Here is a 17,268-nt window from a genome sequence, read left to right on the forward strand (position 1 = left end):
AGCTTGAAGGAGGAAGTGTATATGTTATCGGAACGCCAGTTAAAAATTGTGGATATTCTTGAACAACAGCCGTGTCCGTTGGGCGAGCTGGCGCGACAAACTGGCGTTTCAGGCAGAACCATCCTGCGTGATATTGATTACCTCAACTTTACCCTCAGTGGTAAGGCCCGTATTCAGCCTGGCGGCAACGCGGGCTATCAACTGGATATCGTCGACAGGCGCAGTTTTTTCCAGCTTCTGCAACGTCATGATAATGATGATCGGTTGCTGGCGTTTCTGTTAATCAATACCTTCACACCCCGGGTACAGCTGGCCTCAGCGCTTAATTTGCCCGAAACCTGGGTGGCCGACCGCCTCCTACGTTTGAAGCAGCGCTATGAGCGTGCCTTTTGCCTGGCCAGCCGCCCGGGCGTCGGTCATTTCATTGATGAACCGGAAGAAAAGCGCATTATCCTGCTGGCAAATCTGCTCAAAAAAGATCCTCTCCTGATTCCACTGCCGGGTATGACCCGAGACAACATTGACAGGCTTAATGCCGCATGTGAAAAACTGAATGAATTCCCGCTCATTTCGGGAGAATACCTGGCAAGCCTGGTGCTGGCAGTCTACGCCCTGCGTAATCAGCTCTCCGGCTCATGGCCGGAATGTCGGTATGCATCATTGAAAAATGTGGTGGAACAAGGTGGTGTTTACCTGGGCGAGAACGCCTTCAGAACACTGAACGGTCTTCTGGAAATCAGGCAACGGCAGGCAATGACCATCTCGGCCGATGCGGTGACCTGTTTGTTAAAAAGCGTTCCCGGCATCGCTGCGTTGAACGTTATCGATACCCAACTGGTTGATAATATTACCGGCCACTTGCTGAGATGCATCTCTGCCCCGGTTTGGGTACCGGAACATCGCCAGAGCAGTATGCATAACCTGAGGTCTACCTGGCCGGCTGCTTTCGATTTGAGTCTGCGTTTTATTGCCCTGCTGCGTGAAAAACTGGATATCCCCCTGTTTGATAGCGACCTCATCGGGCTTTACTTCGCCTGCGCGCTGGAACGACATCAAAACGAGCGGCAGCCCGTCATTTTGTTATCCGACCAGAATGCTATCGCCACCATCAACCAACAGGCCATTGAGCGAGATGTGCTGAATTGTCGGGTGATCATTGCGCGAAATACAAGTGAAATCAGCGCCATCAGTGAAGAAGTTGCCCCATTGTTAATCATCAACAATAGCCATTACTTACTCGATGACTCAATAAAAAATACATTAACCATCAAGAACATTATCACCGCTGCGGGTACCGAACAGATCAAACACTTCCTCGCGACAGCCTTCATCCGCCAGCAGCCCGAGCGATTCTTTTTACAGCAGGGTAGCTTCCATTACGCCAATAAGAAGGACGAAAGCTGGCAGAGCATCATTGGTCGGATCTGCGGGCAGCTTGTGGCACAGAGCCACATCAGCGAGGACGAAGCGCTGCGCATTTGCGCCCGAGAACATGAAGGCGAAAACCTGATAGTGAATCGCCTGGCGATCCCTCATTGCTTGAGCGAACAGGGGCGTCGCTTTCGTGGTTTCTTTGTCACTCTCGCGCACCCTCTTCAGGTGAATAACGAACCGGTCAGCCATGTACTCATCACCTGTGCCGCCGCCGAAGTCAGGCATGAACTAAAAATCTTTAGTTTTTTATCCAGCGTATTGAGCAGCCATCCGTCAGAAACTATTGCGGGATTGAAAAGCTATGACACGTTTCTGGCATTGCTCAGGCAGTGAATGCCGGAAACGAAAAAAGCGCCTCAAGGGCGCTCTTTCGACAGTACTAAGGTCTTTTATTTCAGCAGTTCAGCGGTCATATGCACGCGGTTGCCAGTGTATGCCTGAGTAATTTTGTAATCGCTGGCTCCTGCGCGTTCAGCCTGAGCGGCAATTTTTGCTTCGGCGCTTTCCAGCGTAGAACCGGTTGCGGTAACTGTCTGAGCAGCGAAAGAACCGAAAGAAGTAGCCAGAGCGATAACTGCGACAAAAGTTTTGATGCTTTTCATGATATAAACCCTTTAACTTAGTTGTTTGAGTAAGGCACCGTGCCTTGATTTGATAAATAATAGCCCTCACATCACACAACTAAAAGCGGAAGGATTTGCCAGTCTTATTCAAATTAATTGAATATTTGTTATTCAGCTATCAGACGCTCGGGGTGTGTATAAATCGTCGCCCTGCCCGGTTTACAAAAGCCCACCAGCGTCAGGTTGCAACGTTCGGCAACTTCTACCGCCAGTGTTGTCGCGGCAGACACAGCAAACAAAATCTCCACGCCACACATCGCCGACTTTTGCACCATCTCGTAGCTGGCTCGGCTGGAAACTAACACCGCGCCCTGTTGCCAGGTTTCCCCTTCGATTGCACGTCGACCCAACAGTTTATCCAGCGCAACATGACGCCCAACATCTTCATGACCCCCTACCAGATGGCCTGACGGCTGTACCCAGGCCGCCGCGTGCGTGCAGCCTGTCAGTTGCCCCACGGGCTGGAAATCAGGGAGATGCCTTAAGGCGTTATCAAGATGTGCCAGATCGAATGTCTGGGTAAACGGCAGCGGCTGGACTGGCTTGCCAATGTCATTGAGTTGTTCAACGCCGCAAACGCCACAACCGGTACGACCGGCCAGCGCACGACGTCGCTCCTTCAACCCCATAAAACGACGGCTGGACAGCTCAACCTGCACTTCTAATCCGTTACAGGAAGGAACCACTTCCATTGCGTAGATATCCTGCGGGCGCTCAATAATGCCTTCAGAAAGTGAAAAGCCCATCGCAAAGTGCTCAAGATCTTTCGGTGACGCCATCATCACCACGTGCGAAATCCCGTTGTAAACCAACGCAACCGGTACTTCTTCAGCGACGACATCCGGCTGAGGATGTTGCAAATCCTCGCGTTTCCAGAGGGTCAGCTGGCGCGATCCTGTCAAAGCCGTCACATTTTTGATGTTTTCTCGAATAATCTTATTCACTTTCTTTTAACTATATTGGAACACACATACCAACATTGTGGTATTCTTTACAAACCCCTCCTGGACGGAGGGAAATTCACCCAATTCTGGACCTTTGCGGTCCCGTCCGCAAAGAAAAAAACAACCACTTCCCTCGCGCTCGAGTAACGGAAAAGTGAAGGGAACGTGACAATGTCGAAACAAGGAGCGAACCATGCAGGTCAGCAGAAGGCAGTTCTTTAAGATCTGCGCTGGCGGTATGGCAGGCACCACGGCAGCGGCACTGGGTTTTGCACCCGGCGTAGCGCTCGCGGAAACACGGCAATATAAACTGCTGCGTACCCGCGAAACCCGTAATACCTGCACTTACTGTTCCGTTGGCTGTGGACTGTTAATGTACAGTCTCGGTGACGGCGCAAAAAACGCCAAAGCATCCATCTTCCATATCGAAGGGGACCCGGATCACCCGGTGAACCGTGGCGCGCTGTGCCCGAAAGGGGCAGGACTAGTGGACTTCATCCACTCAGAAAGCCGTCTGAAATTCCCGGAATACCGCGCACCAGGCTCTGATAAGTGGCAACAGATTAGCTGGGATGAGGCATTTGACCGCATCGCTAAGCTGATGAAAGAAGACCGCGACGCAAACTACGTTGCACAAAACGCCGAAGGCGTAACCGTTAACCGCTGGCTTTCCACCGGGATGCTGTGTGCTTCCGCGTCCAGTAACGAAACCGGCTATTTAACGCAAAAATTCTCCCGCGCGCTGGGTATGCTCGCGGTCGACAACCAGGCACGCGTCTGACACGGACCAACGGTAGCAAGTCTTGCTCCAACATTTGGTCGCGGTGCGATGACCAACCACTGGGTCGACATTAAAAACGCCAACCTCGTTGTGGTGATGGGCGGTAACGCCGCTGAAGCTCACCCGGTCGGGTTCCGCTGGGCGATGGAAGCTAAAATTCACAACGGCGCGAAGCTGATTGTGATCGATCCGCGCTTTACGCGAACCGCAGCGGTGGCTGATTTCTATGCGCCGATTCGTTCCGGTACTGACATTGCCTTCTTGTCAGGCGTCTTGCTGTACCTGCTGAACAACGAAAAATTCAACCGCGAATACACTGAAGCCTATACCAACGCCAGCCTGATCGTGCGTGAGGATTACGGTTTCGAAGATGGCCTGTTCACTGGCTACGACGCGGACAAACGCAAGTATGACAAAACCAGCTGGAACTACGAACTGGATGAAAAAGGCTTCGCTAAACGCGATGTCACCCTGCAACACCCGCGCTGTGTGTGGAACCTGCTGAAACAGCACGTTTCCCGCTACACGCCGGATGTCGTAGAAAATATCTGCGGTACGCCAAAGGCTGACTTCCTGAAGGTCTGTGAGTACATCGCAGAAACCAGTGCCAAAGATAAAACCGCGTCGTTCCTGTACGCCCTTGGCTGGACACAACACTCCGTAGGTGCGCAGAACATCCGTACCATGGCGATGATCCAGTTGCTGCTTGGCAACATGGGGATGGCCGGCGGCGGTGTTAATGCCCTGCGCGGTCACTCCAACATTCAGGGTCTGACCGACTTAGGCCTGCTGTCACAAAGCCTGCCGGGCTATATGACGCTGCCGAGCGAAAAACAGACTGACCTGCAAACCTACCTTGCCGCCAACACGCCAAAACCGTTGCTGGAAGGTCAGGTGAACTACTGGGGTAACTACCCGAAATTCTTCGTTTCGATGATGAAAGCCTTCTTTGGCGATAAAGCGACAGCGGAAAACAGCTGGGGCTTCGACTTGCTGCCGAAGTGGGACAAAGGGTACGACGTGCTGCAGTACTTCGAGATGATGAACCAGGGCAAAGTGAATGGCTATATCTGCCAGGGCTTTAACCCGGTCGCGTCATTCCCGAATAAAAACAAGGTCGTGGCTTCACTGTCCAAACTGAAATTCCTGGTCACCATCGACCCACTCAACACCGAGACGTCTACCTTCTGGCAGAACCACGGTGAGTCGAACGATGTTGACCCGTCGAAAATCCAGACCGAAGTATTCCGTCTGCCGTCCACCTGCTTCGCCGAAGAGAACGGTTCTATCGTCAACTCCGGTCGCTGGCTGCAGTGGCACTGGAAAGGCGCGGACGCCCCGGGGATTGCCGTTACCGATGGTGAAATCCTCGCCGGTATCTTCCTGCGCATGCGCAAGATGTATGCCGAGCAGGGTGGCGCGAACCCGGAACAGGTGCTGAGCATGACCTGGAACTACTCCACACCACACGAACCGGCTTCGGAAGAAGTGGCGATGGAGAGCAACGGTAAAGCGCTGGCCGACATTACCGACCCGGCAACAGGTGCAGTCATCGTCAAGAAAGGCCAACAGCTTAGCTCGTTCGCCCAACTGCGAGACGACGGCACCACTTCCAGTGGCTGCTGGATTTTTGCCGGGAGCTGGACGCCGGAAGGCAACCAGATGGCACGTCGCGATAACGCCGACCCGTCAGGTCTTGGCAATACGCTGGGCTGGGCATGGGCGTGGCCGCTCAACCGACGCATTCTGTATAACCGCGCGTCTGCTGACCCGCAGGGGAATCCGTGGGATCCAAAACGTCAGATCCTGAAATGGGATGGGGCGAAATGGAGCGGGATGGATATTCCGGACTACAGCGCCGCCGCACCTGGCAGCAACGTTGGGCCGTTCATCATGCAGCCGGAAGGGATGGGACGCCTGTTTGCTATCGATAAGATGGCGGAAGGTCCGTTCCCGGAACACTACGAGCCGTTTGAAACACCGCTGGGGACTAACCCGCTGCACCCGAACGTTATCTCTAACCCTGCCGCGCGTATCTTCAAAGGTGACGCACAAGCGCTGGGTAAAGCGGATAAATTCCCGTACGTCGGTACGACCTATCGTCTGACCGAGCACTTCCACTACTGGACCAAACATGCACTGCTCAATGCCATCGCACAGCCGGAACAGTTTGTGGAAATTGGCGAGAAGCTGGCGAATAAGCTCGGTATCTCTCATGGCGATACCGTCAAAGTCTCCTCTAACCGCGGCTACATTAAAGCCAAAGCAGTGGTGACTAAACGTATTCGCACGCTGAAGGCCAACGGTCAGGATATCGACACCATCGGTATTCCGATTCACTGGGGCTACGAAGGGGTGGCGAAAAAAGGCTTTATCGCTAACACGTTAACGCCATTCGTCGGTGATGCGAACACGCAGACGCCGGAATTTAAGTCCTTCCTCGTGAACGTGGAAAAGGTGGATACCCAATAGATTTCAGATTGCAGGCAGGCGGTGACGCCAGGCATTCCGGGAGCGTAGAAAACTACGTGACTGGAATGCCGAAGGAAACCAACGAACCTGCAAACTGAAAGATGAAGGGTAAACGGAGACGAATTATGGCTTATCAAACTCAAGATATTATCCGCCGTTCTGCGACCAACAGTTTCACCCCCGCGCCTCAGGCGCGGGATCACCAGGAAGAGGTGGCGAAGCTTATCGACGTCACCACCTGTATTGGCTGTAAAGCGTGTCAGGTGGCCTGTTCGGAATGGAACGACATCCGTGATGAAGTGGGCAACAACGTTGGGGTGTACGACAACCCGGCTGATTTGACCGCTAAATCCTGGACGGTAATGCGCTTCTCAGAAGTGGAACAGAACGACAAACTGGAGTGGCTTATCCGCAAGGATGGCTGTATGCACTGTGCCGATCCGGGCTGTCTGAAGGCGTGTCCGGCTGAAGGCGCAATCATTCAGTATGCCAACGGTATCGTCGACTTCCAGTCCGAGCAGTGTATCGGCTGTGGCTACTGTATCGCAGGCTGTCCGTTCGATGTGCCGCGCCTCAACCCGGAAGACAACCGCGTCTACAAATGTACGCTGTGCGTTGACCGTGTTGTGGTCGGGCAAGAACCGGCCTGCGTGAAGACCTGCCCAACAGGCGCCATTCATTTCGGCACCAAAGAGTCGATGAAAACGCTGGCAGGCGAGCGTGTGGTGGAGCTGAAAACGCGTGGTTACGAAAACGCGGGTCTGTACGATCCGGCAGGCGTTGGCGGTACGCACGTCATGTACGTATTGCACCATGCTGACAAGCCGAATCTGTATCACGGCCTGCCGGAGAACCCGGAAATCAGCGCCACCGTGAAATTCTGGAAAGGCATCTGGAAACCTCTCGCAGCCGTCGGCTTTGCAGCGACATTTGCGGCCAGTATCTTCCACTACGTCGGTGTAGGCCCGAACCGCGCGGAAGAGGAAGAAGACAACCTGCATGAAGAAAAAGACGAGGTGCGCAAATGAAACGACGTGACACCATCGTGCGCTACACGGCGCCGGAACGCATCAACCACTGGATCACTGCCTTCTGCTTCATTCTGGCGGCAGTGAGCGGGATGGGCTTTCTCTTCCCGTCTTTTAACTGGCTGATGCACATCATGGGCACGCCGCAACTGGCGCGAATTGTGCACCCGTTTGTCGGCGTTGTCATGTTTGCCTCGTTTATCATCATGTTTTTCCGTTACTGGCACCACAATCTAATCAATCGGGATGATATCTTTTGGGCGAAGAATATTCGTAAGATTGTCGTCAACGAGGAAGTAGGTGACACGGGACGTTATAACTTCGGCCAGAAATGCGTATTCTGGGCGGCGATTATCTTCCTGGTCCTGTTGCTGGTGAGCGGAGTGGTCATCTGGCGTCCGTATTTTGCACCTGCTTTCTCAATCCCGGTGATCCGATTCGCGTTAATGCTGCATTCATTTGCCGCAGTAGCGTTAATTGTGGTTATCATGGTGCACATTTACGCCGCCCTTTGGGTGAAAGGCACCATTACCGCGATGGTGGAAGGATGGGTTACCAGTTCATGGGCGAAGAAACATCACCCGCGCTGGTACCGTGAAGTCCGAAAGACAACGGAAAAGAAAACTGAATGAGTATTCGCATAATCCCGCAAGATGAGCTGGAGAAGAGCGAGAAACGCACGGCGGATATGATTCCGCCGTTATTATTCCCCAGACTCAAAAATTTGTATAACCGCCGCGCTGAACGTCTGCGCGAGCTGGCCGAAAGCAACCCGCTGGGCGATTACCTGCGCTTTGCCGCGCTGATCGCCCACGCGCAGGAAGTGGTGCTATACGACCATCCACTGCAGATGGACCTGACCGCGCGCATCAAAGAAGCGAACGATCAGGGCAAACCGCCGCTGGATATCCACGTCCTGCCACGCGACAAGCACTGGCAAAAGCTGCTGCAGTCGTTGATTGCTGAGCTGAAGCCAGAGATGAGCGGTCCGGCGCTCGCCGTGATCGAGAATCTGGAAAAAGCCTCAGAGCAGGAGCTGGAGCTGATGGCCAGCGCGCTGTTTGCCTCCGATTTTGCCTCCGTCAGCAGCGACAAAGCACCGTTCATTTGGGCTGCCCTGTCGCTCTACTGGGCGCAGATGGCAAGCCTGATCCCCGGCAAAGCCCGTGCGGAATACGGTGAACAGCGTCAGTACTGCCCGGTGTGTGGTTCAATGCCGGTCTCCAGCATGGTGCAAATCGGTACCACCCAGGGTCTGCGTTATCTGCACTGCAACCTGTGCGAAACCGAGTGGCACGTGGTGCGCGTGAAGTGCAGCAACTGTGAGCAGAGCCGTGACTTGAACTACTGGTCACTGGATAACGAACAGTCGGCGATCAAAGCTGAAAGCTGCGGCGACTGTGGGACTTACCTGAAGATTCTCTATCAGGAAAAAGACCCGAAAGTCGAAGCCGTGGCCGACGATCTCGCTTCACTGATGCTGGACGCGCACATGGAGCAGGAGGGCTTTGCCCGCAGTTCCATCAACCCGTTCCTGTTCCCGGGTGAAGGGGAGTAAGGTCTTCACACTACCGGGCGGCGTAGGTCGCCCGGGTTATAATGTATACGGTGTGACCACACCGGATAGGCCTGCAAAATCCTTAGTATTTCGCGTAACCAGCGTAAGACGATGAATCTGTGCTGTTGCCAGAATAATGGCATCCGGCAATTTCATCCCATATTCCTGCCTGATACTCACGCTTCGTTCAGCAATATCCTGTGAAACACCGATCACGTTAAAAGCGCTCAACGCAACGCGTGTGCAGGATTCCTGATGGTATTTCTTTGCCCCAACCATCACTTCCATCCAGGTGATAAGGCTGATCGCATTCTGCGGCGGCCATGTTTCTATCGCTTGCTTTGCTTCACTCCGTCCACTAAACAGGTCGATGAGGATGTTGGTATCAAAAAGCGCGGATCCTTTGACCATTACCATTCCTCACGAAGTTTGCGTTGGTACTCAACGCCATCTTCTTCACAACCTTTCCAGAGTCCGAGAGCGCTGGAAATAGTCGTTTCAGCCTGTTCCTGCCTTTCCAGATACTGCTCAACGGCCTCCCGCAAGAGTTCAGCTCGCGGCAGGTTACGCTGCACCTTGAGGTCATCAAGACGTTTAATCACTTCGTCTGATAAATCGAGTAAAATTCTGCCCATATCCATCCCAGCCATCATACTCACATATACCTCCAGTATATCATCAGCGATTAATTTCCACACAACATACACCTGGGAAAAGCGGGAAAATAGCTTTCACGTGAACGATTTTTACTTTTGCGAGCCGCTTTCCAGAATCATACCCATCCCTATTTTTCCCATTTTCATTTGTGAGTATCCAGGTTATAAACCTGTATATCCATACAGATAAGAGTATTTAAAAATGGCACTGGAAAGCGGGATTGCGCAGTTAGTTGAGGCATTTATCGCGGCGGGACGCCCTTCTTCCCGCGAACAGAATATTGATGACCGGAGAGCTGGCTATATTGCCAGTACGGCGCTGGCCGGAGAAACTGAAACCCGCGTACAGGTTGAAGATATTGAACTCGATACCATGACGTTTCGCGTTGTTTCGCCTCTTAACTCTGCGGGAACGCTGCCCTGCGTCATTTATTATCATGGCGGATGTTTTGTCAGCGGTGGGTTTGCTACGCATGATAACCAACTAAGGCAGCTCGCCTGGTTCAGCGGCTGTCGGGTCATTGCAGTACAGTACCGCCTTGCGCCAGAGCATACTTTCCCGGCAGCACATAACGACGCTGAAACCGGGGCCAATATCATCTGGAAATATGCCCAGAAACTGGGAGTCGATCGCGAGCGCATAACCCTTGCTGGCGACAGCGCGGGCGGGCACCTGGCGCTGGTCACGGCACTACGCCTGAAAGCGGCCAGGCAATGGCAACCTGCACAGCTTATGCTGATCTACCCGATGCTGGACGCAACTGCCAGCTTTGCGAGCTATGACCATAATGGACGGGATTACATTATCACTCGCGATACACTGCTTTCGGGCTACGAGATGTATATGCCGAACACCGATCCATTGCATCCAGAAGTCAGCCCACTCTGGCGTGAAGACTTCAACGGCTTGCCGCCCACGCACATCATTACCGCTGAATTTGACCCACTGTGCGATGAAGGAGAGGCCCTGTTTCACCAGCTCCAGAAGCAAGGTGTGGACTGCACCTGTCAGCGCTATCCCGGCGTTATCCACGGATTTTTTCAGTTAGGAGGCGTAAGCCAGACAGCGCGAAACGCAATGCGCGACGTGGCCTGGCGTGTTAAAAGCCCATCAGCGGAGATAATTTCTTAATATTCAATGTTGTTTTCAACTTGAAAATATGATGGCATTGCGTTAGATTGTTTTCAGGTTGAAAACTATGTAATGGAACTACATCGTGCATGTTATCAGCCGAAAACCATTCAATGAGGGTATGCTCATGTATCCAAACCATGGGCTTGCTCTCTCTGAGTTGCTGCATGTTTTGGAGAAAAAAACATTCCATCACCCTGAAGAGATGAAACAGTATATTCCTTCTCTTGATAATTTTAAGTACAGGAATAAATGGTGGGTAATTGATGTTTCTGGTAACAACCTGAGACTCATTGCCTACATAGATTTCAGGTTACATAAGGTATTTGTGAAGCATATCGTTCTCCACGCCGAATATGACAAACTGACAGAATATTATCGGGACCATAAAGAATGAGATCTCATCGTCATATGGACGCAGCCAGCGCAAAAAAGATCGTTGACACCTTCAGTTGTGCTGTAAAAACGATCCCTCTTTTGGGGGAAGAACGCAATGAAACGGAGTATCGAAGGGCACTAGCGCTAGTAGAGTTTCTGGTTGACCACGACGATCTTGAAAACCCACTATTTGAATTACTTAGTGCCCGAATCAGTGAATACGAAAAACATGCACCAGAATTCAGAGCGCTCAATCAACACCTGAAACAAATCCCCTCTGGCGTTTCCGTATTGCGTACGCTCATGGATCAGTACGGATTAAAAGCCACCGACCTCGCCAACGAACTTGGTTCTAAATCGAACGTCAGCAACATCCTAAATGGCCGTAGAGCACTGACTGTAAGCCATATTAAAGCGCTTGCAGAACGCTTTAAACTTCCGGCAGATGCATTTATCGAGTAGAGGGTATCCCCCTACTCTTCCTCGTTACCGCCTTCTTCATATGCGCCAAACGGTTTTGCGGGTAGCACAATGTAAGTACCTTCAAACACGACGCCCGGTGTGTCATCGCCAAACACCCCGACCTGCATCTGCACACGCGCCTTGCGGCCTCTTGCCAGACGGTCGAGGTCGCCGCTCAGCGAACCCAGATCGGCAATAGCAGTTGGTTTCCCGGTGATCGGCCTGCTGTAGCGGATATGCGCGTCGGCGAGAATGATCGTTCCTCCCAGATGACGCTCGCGCAGCATCAGCCAGATAAGTCCCCAGCCCGTTAGCGTCGCCAGTGAAAACAGGCTACCGGCAAACAGGGTATGGTGCGGATTCTGATTGCCCGTCTCGGGCATCGTGGTAATAAATTTCTGCCCGGTGTACTGCTGAATGCGCACGCCCATTTTCTCACTCAATGGAATATGTTCGTACCAGGCTTGCTGTAGCTGTCCGCACCAGTCCCCGCGATGGAGAATATCGTCCAGCGTCGCAATGGGCTTAATCATCAAAAAGTGGCGCACCGGCGTGGTTTGCGGCGTGGTGATTTCTCCCTGGCTCACAAACCCGAGCTTGGCGAAAAATTCGACCGCATCTTCACGGGCGCTACAGGTTACGCGTTTGACCCCTTCCTGACGCGCCACAGACTCCAGAGTCATCGCCATCAGCGTGCCCAACCCTTTCTCTTGCACGGAAGGGTCTACTGCCATAAAGCGTATGGAAGCTTCGTTATCCGCATTGATATACAGACGCCCTACCGCAACCAGATTCCCCTCTTCGTCCACCACCATCTGGTGATGCGCCATCGCGTCCCATGCATCTCGTTCGGAGCCTTTTGGCTGATGCAATGGCTTACGCAGCATCTCCCAGCGAAACTGGTAGTAGCGCTCCAATTCTTCTTCTGTTTGCGGTACTCGAAGGTGATACATCGTCGTATTCTCTCTTGTTGTCCGCGGCCATACCGGTAGCTGGTTCATACTTGTAACCAAAACGTCACGGGGCCATCATTAACCAGTGAAACCTGCATATCCGCAGCGAATCGACCGGTTTGCGTATTCATTTCCTGTTGGCGGCAACGCTCAACAAAGTATTCATACAGCGCTTCTGCTCGCTCGGGCGCTGCGCCTTTCGAAAACCCCGGACGCATGCCGCGTTCGGTATCTGCCGCCAGCGTAAACTGTGAAACCACCAGCACGCTGCCGCCTGACTGCTGCACGTTGAGGTTCATTTTGCCTTCGGCATCGCTAAAGATTCGATAACCGAGTACGCGCTCGCACAGGCGGTTCGCTTTCTGTTCGTCATCATCCCTTTCGACACCTAACAAGACCAAAAGTCCTGGGCCAATTTCACCCGTCACCTCGCCCTCCACGGTGACGCTGGCACGGGTTACGCGCTGAATTAATGCAATCATGGTTGCTCTGCTTCTTCTTGTTTTGCGGCTTGTTTAAGTTTGCGGTATTCCCCGAGAGTGACAGTTATTTCCGCGCCTAGCAAGACGATACACCACGTCCAGTATACCCAGACAAATAAAATGGGGATCACCGCCAGGACACCGTAAATGAGCTGATACGACGGGAACATGGTGATGTAGAGCGCAAATCCTTTCTTTCCGGCTTCGAACAACACAGCGGCCACAAAGGCGCCAATCACCGCATCACGATTAGGGACGCGCGTAGTCGGTACAATGCTGTAGAGGAGCCAGAACGAGAGCCAGGAAAGCACCAGCGGGAAAATACGCAGGATGTTATCAATCACCGTGTTGAGATCGCTGGCCCAGCGCAATGACAACAGATAAGAACTGATTGCCAGACTGGCTCCCGCCAGCAGCGGCCCCAGCGTTAAAATCATCCAGTAGACGGCGAAAGAGTACACTTTGGGACGAGTGCGCTTGCTGCGCCAGATAGTATTCAGAGCGTTATCAATGGAATACATCAGCAATAATGCTGTGACAATCAACCCACATGCCCCGACGGCCGTCATTTTGTTCGAGTTGGCGACAAACTGTTCGATATAACGCTGGATGACGTCCCCCGTCGCCGGGATAAAGTTTGCGAAAATAAAATGACGTAACTGGACACTGACGTCGGAAAACATCGGAAATGCGGCGAAAAGCGCAAATACGACGGCAATAAGCGGCACTAATGAGAGCAATGAAACGTAGGCAAGATTCCCTGCCAGCGTCGTCATATTGTCCTCATCAATCCGCTGCCATAGTAGCTTCAGCCAGTCTCGTACAGGACGCGTATGATGCCTGGCCTGTTGCTGAACATTTTTTAGCATAACAACGTCGCGAAATAGTCAGGAATGGTCGTTTTATCGACGACCTGGATACTGGTGATCCCTAACCGGTTAGCCCCTTCAATATTATCGGCGTTATCGTCAAAAAAGACCGCATCGTGCGCAGAAAAACCTTCAGACTGCAGGACGTGCTGGTAAATTCGCGCTTCCGGTTTACGCATGCCCAGTTCCTGGGAAAGGTAAATATGGTCAGCAGCCTGACGGATCTCGGGGTATTCGTCCGGCCAAAACGTGGTGTGCAGGCGGTTGGTATTCGATAAGACGACCACCCTATGCCCCTGCTCACGCAGCTTCTGCATGATGTCGATGACCTCAGGGCGCAAGGCGACAAACACGGCCTGCCAGCCGTGAGAGAACTGCTCGTAACTTAGCGGCAGCGCCATCTCATGACATAGCGCCTCGGCAAAGGCTTCATCGGTTATTTCGCCTCGCTCGTGCTGGTGAAAAACCTCCCCCATAGTGAAACTTTGCTTTAGCGAAGCCAACGGTACACGGCTCAGATCGCTCCATGTGCCCAACACGCGGTTGAAGTCGATATCGACAATCACATTACCCAAATCAAAGATATAGAGCATGCCCTTCTCCTTATTCGCCGTGGATGAATAACTGTAGCGGGAAAGGAGAAGTTTGACTATGCGAGAGTGATGGCTGCGAACTTATCGGGCCATCATTGGGAAGAATTACACGGCCAGAGCATCATCCTGTGAAGGACTCACCTGTACAATTTCAACCTGCTGTGACTGGAGTAAATTGTGCAATGCCGGACCTGGATATTCATCAGTAAACAGCGCAGTTACCTGCGACACATTACCAATTTCTACCGCGGCAGAAGCCGTATATTTCGTATGATCCGCCGCCAGCAGAATGTGTCTTGAATGCGACATCATCGTTTTCACTACGCTGGCCTCGTTAACATCAAACTCCAGCAGCGCGCCATCACTTTCAATCGCGCCAACGCTGGTAACCAGGTAGTCGGCACGAAAATCAGCCACAAATGCCGAGGCAGAAGGGCCAATGATGCCGCTGTTATGCGGGCGCAGCGTCCCTCCGGGAACCATTACTTCAAAACGCGGGTTGTTATACAGAATATGCGCCACGCGCAGGCTATTGGTAATAATGCGCAAATGATTATGGTTTAACAGCGCGCGGGCAACCTGCTCAACGGTGGTGCCTATGGTAATGAACACCGTCGAACCGTCAGGGATGTAGTCAGCCACCGCCTCCGCGATGGCTTTCTTCTCTTCCGTCCACGAGACTTCACGCTGCTCAAACGCCGTATTCACCACGCTGGAGGCCCTGCCCGCCCCACCATGATGACGCGTAATTAATCCCTGCTCGCTGAGTTTACGAATATCACGACGCACGGTCTGCGTGGACACGTCCAGCAGGCTGGCCAGCTCGTCGATATTCATATAACCGCGCTCGCTGATCAGCATCAACAGCTGATCGTGCCGCGGGTTACCGGTCAGTTCGGTAAGGCTCATGAAATTTCCTCGAAAAACCATTGCCCTGGCATTTTATACAAAAAGTGACAGAAAAGATCGGGTTTGATCACAGTCAGGGATTCCGGCCCTTCCTCCCGGACGCGTGCATTTTAGCGCAGCAACCCCACTGGCGAACCTGACCGCGTCTTCCGGGGCATCACCACCCGCCAGGCTGAATGCGAGCGCACCGTGGAAAACGTCTCCGGCCCCCGTAGTATCCACAACGTCGACTTTAAATCCAGATTGATGCTGCAACGCATTATTTTTTATCCAGTCGCAGCCCTCACTGCCACGCGTCACATAAACATGACCATTTGTGAGCGTTTTTGCTTGTTTAAGTCCAGCTTCAGAATCATTTATCCCGGTTAAACGCGCCAGACCCGGTTCAGAGAACGCAGCATGATCGCTTAACGCCACCAGTTCACTGATATCTTGTGGCGTGACGTCACCATCCAGTACCGTCATCACTCCCGCCCGACGCGCCAGCGTGAACGCCTGCCTGGTGCCTTCGTGCCAGCGAACATCCGCCAGAACCACATCCCACTGGGAAAAATCGATCTCGTTGAGCCAGTCAGCGTCATGCAGTAAGTCCGGGCTGGGGTAGTTAACGATAATCCGTTCTCCTTGCGCATCCACCATAATCGCCGATTGCGAAGACTTTGCCCCGGCGTAGCGCCGGGTGTAGCGGGTGTTTACCCCCAGGGATTCCAGCTCCGCCAGCAGGCTGTTTCCGGTGTCGTCATCGCCCACACGGCCAATAAAGTCCACTTGCGCGCCCAGCTTCGCTGCAGCCACTGCGGCCGTCGCAGCAGGCCCGCCGCCCACTTCCGTATAACGCTTCGCCACATACTTACCTCCTTCAGTCGGTAAACCTTCCACGTAATAGATGCGATCCATCACGGCAATACCTACACAAGCAATACGAATCATGGTCATTCCTTAGGCATTTCAAGATGGGATCATTTTAATTTCACAAAATGTTTAAAAAGTGACGGCTGTCAATTTTTTGACCATAAATTACAAATACGATCAAAAACAGACAAAAACAAACGACCTTAAATGACAAAAAATGACATCCACGTCTCAGGAGAACGTTATGGCAGTTATAGCATTTATCGGATTAGGTCAGATGGGTTCACCCATGGCGAGCAACTTGCTGAAGCAGGGTCATCAACTCAGCGTCTTTGACGTTAACCCGGATGCCGTTCAGCGCCTGGTGGAAAAAGGAGCCCAACCTGCCAGCAGCCCGGCTCAGGCAGTAAAAGGGGCAGAATTTGTCATCACAATGCTGCCAAACGGCGATCTGGTGCGCAGCGTACTGTTCGGTGAGCAGGGTATCTGCGAAAACCTCTCCCCGCAGGCATTAGTGATTGATATGTCGACTATTCACCCACTGCAAACCGACAAATTGATCGCCGATATGCGTGCCAAAGGCTTCGACATGATGGATTGCCCGGTTGGACGTACCTCCGATCACGCTATCGCGGGGACACTGTTACTGCTGGCGGGTGGCACGGCACAGCAGGTAGAACGCGCCACACCGGTTCTGATGGCGATGGGTAATGAATTGATCAACGCAGGCGGCCCCGGTATGGGCATTCGCGTCAAGCTCATCAACAACTACATGAGCATCGCGTTAAACGCCTTGTCTGCTGAAGCCGCCGTGTTGTGCGAAGCGCTCGGCCTCTCCTTCGATGTGGCCTTGCAAGTCATGAGCGGCACTCCCGCCGGGAAAGGCCACTTCACTACCTCATGGCCGAACAAGGTGCTGAAAGGCGATCTTTCCCCGGCCTTTATGATCGATTTAGCGCATAAGGATCTTGGTATCGCTCTGGACGTTGCCAACCAATTACACGTACCGATGCCGCTCGGTGCCGCCTCCCGCGAAGTCTATAACCAGGCACGCGCCGCTGGCCGTGGCCGGGAAGACTGGACGGCCATTCTTGAACAGGTTCGCGCATCCGCCGGGCTAAATAAACACACAGATAAGTAAG

The 17,268-nt window shown here is 52.9% G+C and carries 19 protein-coding genes; 9 read left to right on the top strand and 10 right to left on the bottom strand.

Going from position 1 to position 17,268, the window contains the following annotated elements; translation table 11 throughout:
* The first annotated feature begins 21 nt into the window (after positions 1-21).
* Positions 22-1,767, top strand: coding sequence for a putative frv operon regulatory protein (locus I6L54_RS00595; RefSeq protein ID WP_040233071.1), 1,746 nt, complete (start codon positions 22-24; stop codon positions 1,765-1,767).
* A gap of 56 nt (positions 1,768-1,823) precedes the next feature.
* Here I6L54_RS00595 and I6L54_RS00600 read toward each other — a convergent pair whose 3' ends face one another.
* Both I6L54_RS00600 and fdhD read right to left on the bottom strand, forming a co-directional pair.
* On the bottom strand, positions 1,824-2,036 hold the full coding sequence (locus tag I6L54_RS00600; protein WP_003825262.1) for a YdgH/BhsA/McbA family protein: 213 nt from the start codon (positions 2,034-2,036) through the stop codon (positions 1,824-1,826).
* 128 nt (positions 2,037-2,164) lie between these two features.
* Entirely contained in the window at positions 2,165-3,001 is an 837-nt protein-coding gene (gene fdhD, locus I6L54_RS00605) for a formate dehydrogenase accessory sulfurtransferase FdhD (protein ID WP_005121813.1), read from the bottom strand.
* Between the two features lie 193 nt (positions 3,002-3,194).
* On the opposite strand from fdhD, the gene fdnG reads away from it, so the two are divergent.
* The 4 genes from fdnG to fdhE all read left to right on the top strand — a co-directional run bounded on the left by fdnG (position 3,195) and on the right by fdhE (position 8,840).
* Positions 3,195-6,254, top strand: a complete 3,060-nt coding sequence (gene fdnG / locus I6L54_RS00610) for a formate dehydrogenase-N subunit alpha (protein WP_137378396.1) — start codon at positions 3,195-3,197, stop codon at positions 6,252-6,254.
* A gap of 125 nt (positions 6,255-6,379) precedes the next feature.
* Entirely contained in the window at positions 6,380-7,282 is a 903-nt protein-coding gene (gene fdoH, locus I6L54_RS00615) for a formate dehydrogenase O subunit beta (RefSeq protein WP_005121817.1), read from the top strand.
* Positions 7,279-7,914 carry a formate dehydrogenase cytochrome b556 subunit gene (gene fdoI, locus I6L54_RS00620; protein ID WP_040233076.1) on the top strand — a complete coding sequence of 212 codons (636 nt, stop codon included), beginning with the start codon at positions 7,279-7,281 and terminating at the stop codon, positions 7,912-7,914. The genes fdoH and fdoI overlap by 4 nt, the downstream gene beginning before the upstream one ends.
* On the top strand, positions 7,911-8,840 hold the full coding sequence (gene fdhE, locus I6L54_RS00625; RefSeq protein ID WP_005121819.1) for a formate dehydrogenase accessory protein FdhE: 930 nt from the start codon (positions 7,911-7,913) through the stop codon (positions 8,838-8,840). The genes fdoI and fdhE overlap by 4 nt, the downstream gene beginning before the upstream one ends.
* 36 nt (positions 8,841-8,876) lie before the next feature.
* On the opposite strand, the gene I6L54_RS00630 is transcribed toward fdhE, so the two are convergent.
* Positions 8,877-9,251 carry a type II toxin-antitoxin system VapC family toxin gene (locus I6L54_RS00630; protein ID WP_005121821.1) on the bottom strand — a complete coding sequence of 125 codons (375 nt, stop codon included), beginning with the start codon at positions 9,249-9,251 and terminating at the stop codon, positions 8,877-8,879.
* On the bottom strand, positions 9,251-9,493 hold the full coding sequence (locus I6L54_RS00635; RefSeq protein ID WP_005121822.1) for a ribbon-helix-helix domain-containing protein: 243 nt from the start codon (positions 9,491-9,493) through the stop codon (positions 9,251-9,253). The genes I6L54_RS00630 and I6L54_RS00635 overlap by 1 nt, the downstream gene beginning before the upstream one ends.
* A gap of 205 nt (positions 9,494-9,698) precedes the next feature.
* Here I6L54_RS00635 and I6L54_RS00640 point away from each other — a divergent pair, with 205 nt between their 5' ends.
* The 3 genes from I6L54_RS00640 to I6L54_RS00650 all read left to right on the top strand — a co-directional run bounded on the left by I6L54_RS00640 (position 9,699) and on the right by I6L54_RS00650 (position 11,468).
* Positions 9,699-10,628: an alpha/beta hydrolase gene (locus I6L54_RS00640; protein ID WP_005121823.1), complete on the top strand. Its 930-nt coding sequence runs from the start codon at positions 9,699-9,701 to the stop codon at positions 10,626-10,628.
* An 85-nt stretch (positions 10,629-10,713) separates the two neighbouring features.
* A complete protein-coding gene (locus tag I6L54_RS00645) occupies positions 10,714-11,025 on the top strand; it encodes a type II toxin-antitoxin system HigB family toxin (protein ID WP_040233077.1) in 312 nt (103 codons plus the stop codon).
* Positions 11,022-11,468: a helix-turn-helix domain-containing protein gene (locus I6L54_RS00650; protein ID WP_040233078.1), complete on the top strand. Its 447-nt coding sequence runs from the start codon at positions 11,022-11,024 to the stop codon at positions 11,466-11,468. Before I6L54_RS00645 ends, I6L54_RS00650 begins: the two co-directional genes overlap by 4 nt.
* A gap of 11 nt (positions 11,469-11,479) precedes the next feature.
* On the opposite strand, the gene fabY is transcribed toward I6L54_RS00650, so the two are convergent.
* From fabY to I6L54_RS00680, 6 genes are all read right to left on the bottom strand, one after another.
* On the bottom strand, positions 11,480-12,421 hold the full coding sequence (gene fabY / locus I6L54_RS00655) for a fatty acid biosynthesis protein FabY (RefSeq protein WP_003825286.1): 942 nt from the start codon (positions 12,419-12,421) through the stop codon (positions 11,480-11,482).
* A 44-nt stretch (positions 12,422-12,465) separates the two neighbouring features.
* Entirely contained in the window at positions 12,466-12,903 is a 438-nt protein-coding gene (gene dtd, locus I6L54_RS00660; protein ID WP_003028671.1) for a D-aminoacyl-tRNA deacylase, read from the bottom strand.
* Positions 12,900-13,772, bottom strand: coding sequence for a virulence factor BrkB family protein (locus tag I6L54_RS00665; RefSeq protein ID WP_040233081.1), 873 nt, complete (start codon positions 13,770-13,772; stop codon positions 12,900-12,902). Before I6L54_RS00665 ends, dtd begins: the two co-directional genes overlap by 4 nt.
* On the bottom strand, positions 13,766-14,365 hold the full coding sequence (gene yihX / locus I6L54_RS00670; protein WP_040233083.1) for a glucose-1-phosphatase: 600 nt from the start codon (positions 14,363-14,365) through the stop codon (positions 13,766-13,768). Before yihX ends, I6L54_RS00665 begins: the two co-directional genes overlap by 7 nt.
* A 105-nt stretch (positions 14,366-14,470) precedes the next feature.
* Positions 14,471-15,274, bottom strand: coding sequence for a DeoR/GlpR family DNA-binding transcription regulator (locus I6L54_RS00675; RefSeq protein WP_003847907.1), 804 nt, complete (start codon positions 15,272-15,274; stop codon positions 14,471-14,473).
* Between the two features lie 33 nt (positions 15,275-15,307).
* Complete coding sequence (locus I6L54_RS00680; protein ID WP_040233085.1) at positions 15,308-16,204, bottom strand: sugar kinase; 897 nt, start codon at positions 16,202-16,204, stop codon at positions 15,308-15,310.
* 166 nt (positions 16,205-16,370) lie between these two features.
* Between I6L54_RS00680 and yihU the strand changes: the two genes are divergently transcribed.
* A complete protein-coding gene (yihU, locus tag I6L54_RS00685; protein WP_040233088.1) occupies positions 16,371-17,267 on the top strand; it encodes a sulfolactaldehyde 3-reductase in 897 nt (298 codons plus the stop codon).
* The last annotated feature ends 1 nt before the right edge of the window (position 17,268 follow it).

This window comes from Citrobacter pasteurii (assembly GCF_019047765.1).
GTDB lineage: Bacteria > Pseudomonadota > Gammaproteobacteria > Enterobacterales > Enterobacteriaceae > Citrobacter > Citrobacter pasteurii.

Excerpts from the sequence above, each read along its gene's own strand:
- I6L54_RS00680 (WP_040233085.1), bottom strand. The coding sequence starts at position 16,204 with ATGATTCGTATTGCTTGTGTAGGTATTGCCGTGATGGATCGCATCTAT.
- I6L54_RS00600 (WP_003825262.1), bottom strand. The coding sequence starts at position 2,036 with ATGAAAAGCATCAAAACTTTTGTCGCAGTTATCGCTCTGGCTACTTCT.
- I6L54_RS00665 (WP_040233081.1), bottom strand. The coding sequence starts at position 13,772 with ATGCTAAAAAATGTTCAGCAACAGGCCAGGCATCATACGCGTCCTGTA.
- I6L54_RS00630 (WP_005121821.1), bottom strand. The coding sequence starts at position 9,251 with ATGGTCAAAGGATCCGCGCTTTTTGATACCAACATCCTCATCGACCTG.
- I6L54_RS00635 (WP_005121822.1), bottom strand. The coding sequence starts at position 9,493 with ATGATGGCTGGGATGGATATGGGCAGAATTTTACTCGATTTATCAGAC.
- fdoI (WP_040233076.1), top strand. The coding sequence starts at position 7,279 with ATGAAACGACGTGACACCATCGTGCGCTACACGGCGCCGGAACGCATC.
- yihX (WP_040233083.1), bottom strand. The coding sequence starts at position 14,365 with ATGCTCTATATCTTTGATTTGGGTAATGTGATTGTCGATATCGACTTC.
- fdoH (WP_005121817.1), top strand. The coding sequence starts at position 6,380 with ATGGCTTATCAAACTCAAGATATTATCCGCCGTTCTGCGACCAACAGT.
- I6L54_RS00640 (WP_005121823.1), top strand. The coding sequence starts at position 9,699 with ATGGCACTGGAAAGCGGGATTGCGCAGTTAGTTGAGGCATTTATCGCG.
- dtd (WP_003028671.1), bottom strand. The coding sequence starts at position 12,903 with ATGATTGCATTAATTCAGCGCGTAACCCGTGCCAGCGTCACCGTGGAG.
- I6L54_RS00650 (WP_040233078.1), top strand. The coding sequence starts at position 11,022 with ATGAGATCTCATCGTCATATGGACGCAGCCAGCGCAAAAAAGATCGTT.
- I6L54_RS00595 (WP_040233071.1), top strand. The coding sequence starts at position 22 with ATGTTATCGGAACGCCAGTTAAAAATTGTGGATATTCTTGAACAACAG.
- I6L54_RS00675 (WP_003847907.1), bottom strand. The coding sequence starts at position 15,274 with ATGAGCCTTACCGAACTGACCGGTAACCCGCGGCACGATCAGCTGTTG.
- fabY (WP_003825286.1), bottom strand. The coding sequence starts at position 12,421 with ATGTATCACCTTCGAGTACCGCAAACAGAAGAAGAATTGGAGCGCTAC.
- fdhE (WP_005121819.1), top strand. The coding sequence starts at position 7,911 with ATGAGTATTCGCATAATCCCGCAAGATGAGCTGGAGAAGAGCGAGAAA.
- yihU (WP_040233088.1), top strand. The coding sequence starts at position 16,371 with ATGGCAGTTATAGCATTTATCGGATTAGGTCAGATGGGTTCACCCATG.